Consider the following 7,638-nt stretch of genomic DNA (forward strand, 5'->3'; position numbering starts at 1 on the left):
CCGGAGCGCTTCGCACGCCGTCCCCGTCCACCCGCACTGCCCGACGTGGCCTGGATCAACCAGCCCGCCGAGCAACCCCAACCAGCCCCGTAGACACAACCTGTCTCACTTGACTTGACAACTACCGCGGTGGGTGGTGCCCGTCCGGGTGTCAGTAGTGACGTGTCAGCGCTGACGTTCGGGGAACGGCAGGACTTGCGCGAGTTTGGTGCGCGGGAGCGTGATCAGCATCGTCCGGGTGGCGAGCTCGATCCCGGCGTTGTCCGGACCTGCATGGCGCTCGGGCACTGGGTAGGCCGAGCAGGTGACGTCCTCGTGTGGGTGTCGAGGTGGACAGAGACGGTGGTTCAGAGTACGGGGGTGCGCAAGCGGAAACCGAGGGACCAGTCCACGGCCAACCACGCCCAGAACGTGACGGGCAATGTGGTGCAGGCCGGGCGGATCGGCTCGGTGTATGTCCACCACGCCCCCACACAGGTGGCTAGGGCCGCGGCTGCGGTGGTGACCCGGGTACGGCCGGAGGCCACCGCCGGCGAGGTGTTCGTCGGTCGCTCCGACGAGATGGAGCGGGTGCTGAGCGCCTTGGACCCTGGTGACGCGGTAGGAGCCGGGGCGTCGGGTGTGGTGGTGTCGGCAGTGGCCGGGATGGGCGGGGTGGGCAAGACCGCCTTGGCACGCCACGCAGCCGTCGAAGCGGCCCGCCGTGGTTGGTTTGCGGGCGGGGTGTTCTGGGTGGACCTTCAGGGCTACAGCCCCGACGGCCAAGTGTCGGCCACTGCGGTGTTCGGTCCCCTGCTGCGCCGCCTCGGAATGCCGGACGAGCGGATCCCCGACGATCCCGGTGAGCAGGCCGCCGTCTACGACGAGGTCCTCACCGAGTTGGCCGTGCGTGATCGGGGTGTGTTGGTGGTGTTGGACAACGCTTCCGCCGCAGCCCAGGTACGCGGGTTGCTGCCGGGCGCGGGCCCACATCGGATCGTGGTCACCACCCGCGACACCCTGGACCTGCCCCATGCCCGCCGCCTGTCCCTGGACGTGCTGGCACTCGGAGCCGCCGTCGCCCTGCTCGAGAGGGCTCTGCACGAGCAGGACCCCGACGACGACCGCATCGGCACCGACCCGCCGGGAGCGGGGAAGCTGGCGCAGGCGTGCGGGGGGTTGCCGCTGGCGCTGCGCATCGCCGCCGCCCTGCTCGCCGACGAACCCCACCTGGGCCCTGGCGAGCTGGCCGAGCAGTTGCGACAGGCCCCTGGGGTGGAGGGCTACGCCCACGGCGAGCAGGCCCTCGCGGCCACCTTCGACCTGTCCTGGCGGCGACTGGTGCACTTGCACCCGGGGTGGGCGCGGCTGCTGCGGCTGCTGTGTCTGGACTCAGGACCCGACACCTCCACCGAGGTCGCGGCGGCCCTCGCAGACCAATCCACTGCCCACGTGAGGGTGGGGTTGAGGGCACTACGCCATGCCCACCTGATCCGGGTCGTGGGTCCGGAACGGTGGGGACTGCACGACCTCATCCGCGCCCACACCGGTACACGCCATGCACCCGATCTCGACCACGAGCAGTTGCGCACGGCCGAGATGCGACTGCTGGACCACTACACCACCACGACCGAACATGCGAACGTCCACCTGCAGGCGCTGGCCGGGCAGTCGGTGCCGGACCGCTTCGCGGCGCGGCAGGAGGTACTGGAGTGGCTGGACGCCGAGCGGGCCACCCTCATCGCCACCGTCGTCCACGCCGCCACCGCCGGCTACCACGCCCACGCCGTGCGGTTGGGAATCGCCCTCGGCGAATACCTGCGCTTGCGGCGGTACCTCACCGACTTGATCACCGTCGCCGAGCACGCTCATACCAGCGCCGCTCACCTCACTCCCCACCGCTCTGCCACCACCGCCAACAACTTGGGCGCAGCCCTGCGACAAGTGCAGCGGTTCGAGGAGGCCATCACCTTCTACGAGACGGCCCTCCGTCTGTTGAAGGAGGCAGGCGACCGGCGCGGCGAGGCGACGACCTGGAACAACCTGGGCACAGTCCTGCAGGAGATAGGGCAGTTGGAGGAGTCGGTTGCCGCCTACGGGACGGCTCTCGATCTGATGCGGAAGGTGGGAGACCGGCAAGGCGAGGCGGTGGCATGGACAAGCATGGGCGTGGTCCTGTGGCGGATGGGGAGATCGGGCGAGGCCGTCACCGCCCACGAGACGGCTCTCGGTCTGTTCCGGCAGATGGGCGACCTGCATGGCGAGGCGAATGCGTTGGGCAGCCTCGGCGTAGCCCTGGTGGAGGTCGGGCGGTTGGAAGAGTCCGTCACCGCCTACCAGACCGCGCTCGGCCTGTCGCGGGAAATGGGAGACCCTCGCTACGAAGCGAATGCGTGGGGAACCCTGGGCCTGGCATTGCGGAAGGCAGGGCGGTTCGAGGAAGCGGGCCGCTGCTGGGAACGGGCACGAGATGCCTTCTCGGCCACCGGTGACACCGACAACGTCGATCTCGTCGACAGCTTTCTCCATGATCTCCCGGGACACCCGGACAAGGGTGCCCTGCCTGAATAGATGACCGCCCGGCCGAGTTCGGCGGCGCCGGGCAGGAACGCGGCGGGGATGCCCACACCGACCAGGTAAGCGCATTCGTCCTCGAACAGCCCCAGCGTCCGACACCCGCAGTGAACCAGCCCAGAGTTGCCGGGCGACGGCGCGGTCCGGTCAGCGCGGAGGTGACCGCGACTTCGCTCTCGTCCATCGCCGCCTCGTGCCATTGCGGTGCGGTAACGCCAAGGCAGATCGCCGTCGTAGACGTGCTGATTGCGCGGCGGCGCGATCGCGCGTCGCCGGGATCGACGCGCGGCGGTGAGGGCGTCCACGCAGGCGCGGATCGCGCCGCGGTCGTCCAGCTCGGCCAGGGCGTCGTCGCCGACGTCGACCGGGCGCAGCGTGTGCGGCAGGGTCCGGGCGGCGAGCCGGTGCCGAACGGCAGACGCAGCGCCTGATGTCGGTCGGCGACCACGTCGGTGGACCTCAGGCCGAGTACCCGCGCGATGCGGCCGGGCGCGACCAGCGCGGCGCGGACGGCGTCGAGTAGCAGCAGCTCCAGCACCGGCAGGTGTTTCTCGCGGGCGGCCATGAGCACGGCGACGTCCGGGCCGTCCTCGGCGGTCGGCCCGCGTTCGGCGGCGCGACGGCGACGGTAGGGCAGTATGTCGATGTGGGTCGCCTGTTCAGTTGACCTCCGGGACGGTCGCGCGGAAACCGCGCCATAGTCCCCACCATGGTCACTCGACGAACGCAGCCGCCTCTGTGGTCGGCACTCCCCGTCGTCCTCGGTTTCCTGCCGCCCACCGCGCTGCTCGCGGGCCTGTTGATCCAGCTCGGCTGGGTGCGCGAGCACACCCGCCTCAGCCACCTCGGGCTGGGGGTCAAGTCGAACCTGAGCCCGTTCGAGCACATGCTCGACGCGCGGCCCTTCGCGCTGCTCGCCGTCGTGGCGGTCGGAGTACTCGCGCTCGGGGAGGTGGTGCAGCGAAGCCTGCTTGGACGGCTCGCGCGCGTGCGGTGGCGGGTACTCGGGGCTGCTGTGGTCGCGGCCGTCGTCGGCTGCGCGCTGGTCGGCGAGACCGGGCTCCAGGCCGTACTCGGCGCGGAATCGTTCGCGGGCAGCCCGTTCGCCTCGCCGTGGGAACTGCTGCGGATCGCGGCGGGGCTGCTGCTGGTGTGGACGGCGTGGCGCTGGCACCGCCACGGCCGCCCGCCACGCGATCGCACGGCTCGGTTCACGCCAGACCTGGTGCTCGGGGCCCTGACGTTCCTCTGTCTGGTCGGCGCGGCCGAACGACATGCGGCCAACCTCGGGCGGGAGGAGGCGCTCAGGTTCCACACCGTTCCCCCGGTGACCCTGTACACGGCGTCGCGGCTGGCCGTGGACCCGCGGATACATCGGGACGTCTGCGTGCAGGACACCGGTGTGAAGGACTCCGCCTACCGGTTCCGCTACTGGGGATTCCGGCTCGCCCACCGCGCTGGCGACGACCTGTACCTGTGGACTACCCGGCCGCTGCCCACGGGTGGCCGGCAGGGTTCGGTGACCGTGGTACGGCTGGACTCGTCGAACCGGCTGGAGTTCATGTACGAGCGCATCCCGGACGGCACCTGCCCGTCGGGCAGCGAGCGGCTGGCCGCGCCGGGCTGAACTGGCCAGGCAGGAAATCGATCGAGGCGAGGCGGACGGGGACGCCGCCGAAGCCGCGAAGGGACCCGAACCACGTCCTTGTGGGCGCGTCCGGTGGCAGCAACCAGCGGGGCAAACGGGCTGTTCGCGGGCATGGCCGGTCACCAGCAATGGGCAAGGGGGGCCGTGAAGACGTTCGCGGCTGTGGGCGGCGCGGGTGTGCAGGGCGATGGCCGCGGTCCTCGTGGTAGCAGTCCTCCCACCGCACACCCGCCGTCCCCGAGGCATGGTCGGTCACCCGGTACAGGCCCGCGCGGTGCCCGACTGGTGGGGCAGCGTCCGACGCGGATCACCGAAGCCCTCCACGTCGACCACCACGATCGCGCGGTGCAGCGCCGATCCGGAACCCGCCGTCACGCCGGTGTGAACCACACCCGGACGAAGAACAGCCCGGCCTGGGGGAGCCAGGCCGGGCTGCGGGTGCTGCTGGGTGGACCGGTCAGGAGCGGTAGCAGTAGCGGTTGCTCAACGGCACGTTGTCGAACCGGACCGAACGTGCCTGGACGATGTGGATGCCCGCGCGGACGACGAAGCAGCCGCCCCGGTTGTAGGCGCGCTTGACGTTGTCGAAGGCGCTCCAGTAGTAGTGGTTCAGGGCGATGTTGCAGGCCGCCCTCGCCACGGGGTGCGAGAGGAAGCCGCAGATGGCGCTGATGGCCACGGTCGGCTTCCAACCCAGGCTGTCGAACCTCCGCTTCAGCCAGACCGTCGCGGACTTGCTGAAGTACCAGGAGCAGGTGACGATCCCGCAGTTGCGCTTGATCCACGGGTCGGCGACCACGGGGAACGCGGGCGTCACGGTGGCGCCGGTGGCGTCCACGACCGGCGTGATGTCGACGTGCAGCCGCAACACCGCCCCCTCGACGGTGTAGCGGGTCGGCCAGCTGCGCCCCTGGGCGTCACGCGCCCACGGCTTCTGGATGCGCCCGACCGCGTCGATCTCGACCTCGCCCTCGCGGATCACGCCCTCCCGCACCAGGATGGCGCTGCCGTCCCACTCGTCCACTGCCAGCGCGGTGCCCTCCGGCAGCGTCATCGGGAAGGCATAGCTCGTCGGCGCCGACGCGTCGGCCAGGTGGGCGAAGGTCCGGAAACCGCCGTCCGCGGTCGGCTGCACGCCGATCGAGTGCCTGCCCGAATCACCCTGGTAGACAACGGTTCCGGCAGTCGTGCGCGTCGCCGCGCCGACCGCGGGCAGACCGATGGTCATGGTGCCTGCGTCGGAGGTGATCGTCAGCCCGGACGCCGCGTCGCGGGGGATCTTCACCGTGGTCGTGCCGCCGTCGTCGGTCACCGAGTTGACGGCGATGTTCTGCTCGTCGCTCGTCGTGGCGGTGGTGAGGTCGGCGGTGCCGGTGATGTTCTCGATCGCCTCACCGGGTGAATTCGCGATGGGGAACGTGCGGTTCACCAGCTCCGCGTAGGCGTACACGTCGACCTCGACGGCCGCGGTGGCGGAACCCGCGTTGTGCAGGGCGATCTTGCCGTCCGCGCCGAGGCGGGGCAGGGTGAACCCGCTCGCGTCCTTGTCGGCGACGTAGCCGACGGTCTGCCCGCCGGGGTTGGCCGCCCCGCTCGGGTGCACCTGGACGGTGCCCGAGCCGGTGCTGATCGCCGACACGTGGACGCCGACCGAGGTCAGGTTGTGCACCGGCAGGCCGCCCTGCCCGCGCGGGTCGACGACCTTCGTCGTGCCCGCCGGGATCAGCAGCTTCTCGGTGATCCGGGTCGGCGGCACGGTCCGCAACGTGGCCCGGTTGGCTGCGGTGGACGCGCTGGTGAGGTAGCCGACCACGTCGACGGCCACGTCCACGCTGCCGCCGCCGAGGTTGTGGACGTTCACCTTGCCGTTCGCGCCGACCTTGGCGATCACGAAGTTCTGCTGCGGGATACCCGCGACGTAGTCGGTGGTGGCGTCCGCCGGGAACCCCTCGCCGGACGGGTACACGCGCAGAGTGCCGTTCGACTGGCTCTTCGACACCAGCGTGAGCGCCACGGCCTGCACGTCCTGGGCGGGCACCCCGCCCTTGCCCAGCGGCTGGAGTTCAAGGTTGCCGCCGAGTATGCCGCCGCCGAGGGTCGTGTTCGGCAGGACGCGCGACTGCGGCACGTCCACGAAGTGCAGCCCGCCGGTCGTGGGCCGCGCGAGCGTGTAGCCGTGGACGTCGAGGTAGAGCGACACCTTGTCGACGCCCTGGTTGACGACCTGGATCTGCCCGTCGGTGCCCACCCCGGTGAGCACCGTGGTCGAGGCGTAGTGGGTGGGCTGGTAGTGCACCGCGACGGTGGCCGGCTCGGTCTCCCCGGTCGGGTAGACCACGATCGACCCGGCGTCGGCGAGGCCCTTCGCGGCGACGTTGACGGTGACGGATTCGAGACCGGTCGCGGGCAGCGAGCCGACGCCCGCCACCTTCACGGCCCGGGTGTCGCCGGGTTCGACCTCGACCCGGTCGGCGAGCCGCACCCAGGCCGGGTGGTACTGGCCGGTGGTGGTAGCGGTGGCGGGTTGGGCGGTGGCCGGCGCCGAGGCCACGGCCACGACCGCGCCGGCCGACACCAGCGCGAGCGCCAACAGCAGGGATGTCGTACTTCTTCGTACTCGCAAAGGAGATCTCCTCTGAGGATGATTGGACAGGGTCGACGCTAGGACCGCGGCGCGTGGGCGCTGACGGTCGATCGACCCACAAGTGGGTTCAGAGGTCTTCGAGTCGGATGAGGCCGTCCTGCACGGCCCGGGCGACTGGCGCGGCCTTGGTGGGTGCCGAGCGGCCCGCGTTGGCGTACCGGATGCCGGCGTGGTCGATGTAACTGTTGACGGTGCGCACGGAGAGGCCGCGGTGTGATCGTCGGCGACGACACGGTTCAGGCCGCCGGCGCGCAGTGCGATCAGGCCAACCGAGCGGGCGTCGGTCTTGCGGCCGTGCCCGGTATCGAACACCCGCGCCCGCGCCGAGAGCTTCGCGTGCACGTCCACGACCGGTTTGCCGTCGGCGGCCAGGCGCTGCGCCAGGTGCTTCCCGACACTGTCGCGACCCTCGACCCCCAGACCCGGTCCGGCCGGCGGCGACCTTCGTCGAGCATCCGTCGGGAGCCGCCGTTGTCCGTGCCGAACCGTCCTTGCCCGACAGTTCGTTCCCGACCGTCGACGATCTCTGTCGTGGCCGAGCGCTTGTGCGGGTGGCCCGTGCCCGCGCGCAAGCCGTACCGGGTGCAGCGTGATCGGTTCCGCATCGACGACGTCTTCGGACGCGCCTGGCGTACTGGCCGGTCTCCTGACCGTGGACCAGCAGCGCTACCGGTAGTTTGTTAACTTGGTAGACTGATCGGTTGTGGTGTTGTTGTGCCAGCAGGTCGATCGACTGGGCAGGTGAGGTACTGATGGCGCGAGTGGCGTGCCCGGTGGCCGCGGGTCCGTTGGA

At 70.7% G+C, this 7,638-nt stretch carries 6 protein-coding genes; 3 read left to right on the forward strand and 3 right to left on the reverse strand.

From position 1 onward, the window contains the following. The first annotated feature begins 360 nt into the window (after positions 1-360). The 3 genes from FM051_RS49290 to FM051_RS49300 all read left to right on the forward strand — a co-directional run bounded on the left by FM051_RS49290 (position 361) and on the right by FM051_RS49300 (position 4,180). The gene (locus tag FM051_RS49290) at positions 361-2,550 is read left to right on the forward strand and encodes a tetratricopeptide repeat protein (RefSeq protein ID WP_158854817.1); all 2,190 of its coding nucleotides are present in this window, start codon (positions 361-363) and stop codon (positions 2,548-2,550) included. 161 nt (positions 2,551-2,711) lie between these two features. Next, the gene (locus tag FM051_RS49295; protein WP_158854819.1) at positions 2,712-2,984 is read left to right on the forward strand and encodes a hypothetical protein; all 273 of its coding nucleotides are present in this window, start codon (positions 2,712-2,714) and stop codon (positions 2,982-2,984) included. Between the two features lie 278 nt (positions 2,985-3,262). Then, entirely contained in the window at positions 3,263-4,180 is a 918-nt protein-coding gene (locus FM051_RS49300; RefSeq protein WP_158854821.1) for a hypothetical protein, read from the forward strand. 273 nt (positions 4,181-4,453) lie between these two features. On the opposite strand, the gene FM051_RS53580 is transcribed toward FM051_RS49300, so the two are convergent. The 3 genes from FM051_RS53580 to FM051_RS53585 all read right to left on the reverse strand — a co-directional run bounded on the left by FM051_RS53580 (position 4,454) and on the right by FM051_RS53585 (position 7,044). Continuing rightward, the gene (locus FM051_RS53580; RefSeq protein WP_274383917.1) at positions 4,454-4,576 is read right to left on the reverse strand and encodes a hypothetical protein; all 123 of its coding nucleotides are present in this window, start codon (positions 4,574-4,576) and stop codon (positions 4,454-4,456) included. 82 nt (positions 4,577-4,658) lie between these two features. Next, positions 4,659-6,824: a hypothetical protein gene (locus tag FM051_RS49310; RefSeq protein ID WP_158854823.1), complete on the reverse strand. Its 2,166-nt coding sequence runs from the start codon at positions 6,822-6,824 to the stop codon at positions 4,659-4,661. An 88-nt stretch (positions 6,825-6,912) separates the two neighbouring features. Beyond that, a complete protein-coding gene (locus FM051_RS53585; RefSeq protein WP_274383918.1) occupies positions 6,913-7,044 on the reverse strand; it encodes a hypothetical protein in 132 nt (43 codons plus the stop codon). Positions 7,045-7,638 lie beyond the last annotated feature (594 nt).

Origin of the sequence: Saccharothrix deserti, from assembly GCF_009769385.1 — a bacterium.
GTDB classification, from domain to species: domain Bacteria; phylum Actinomycetota; class Actinomycetes; order Mycobacteriales; family Pseudonocardiaceae; genus Actinosynnema; species Actinosynnema deserti.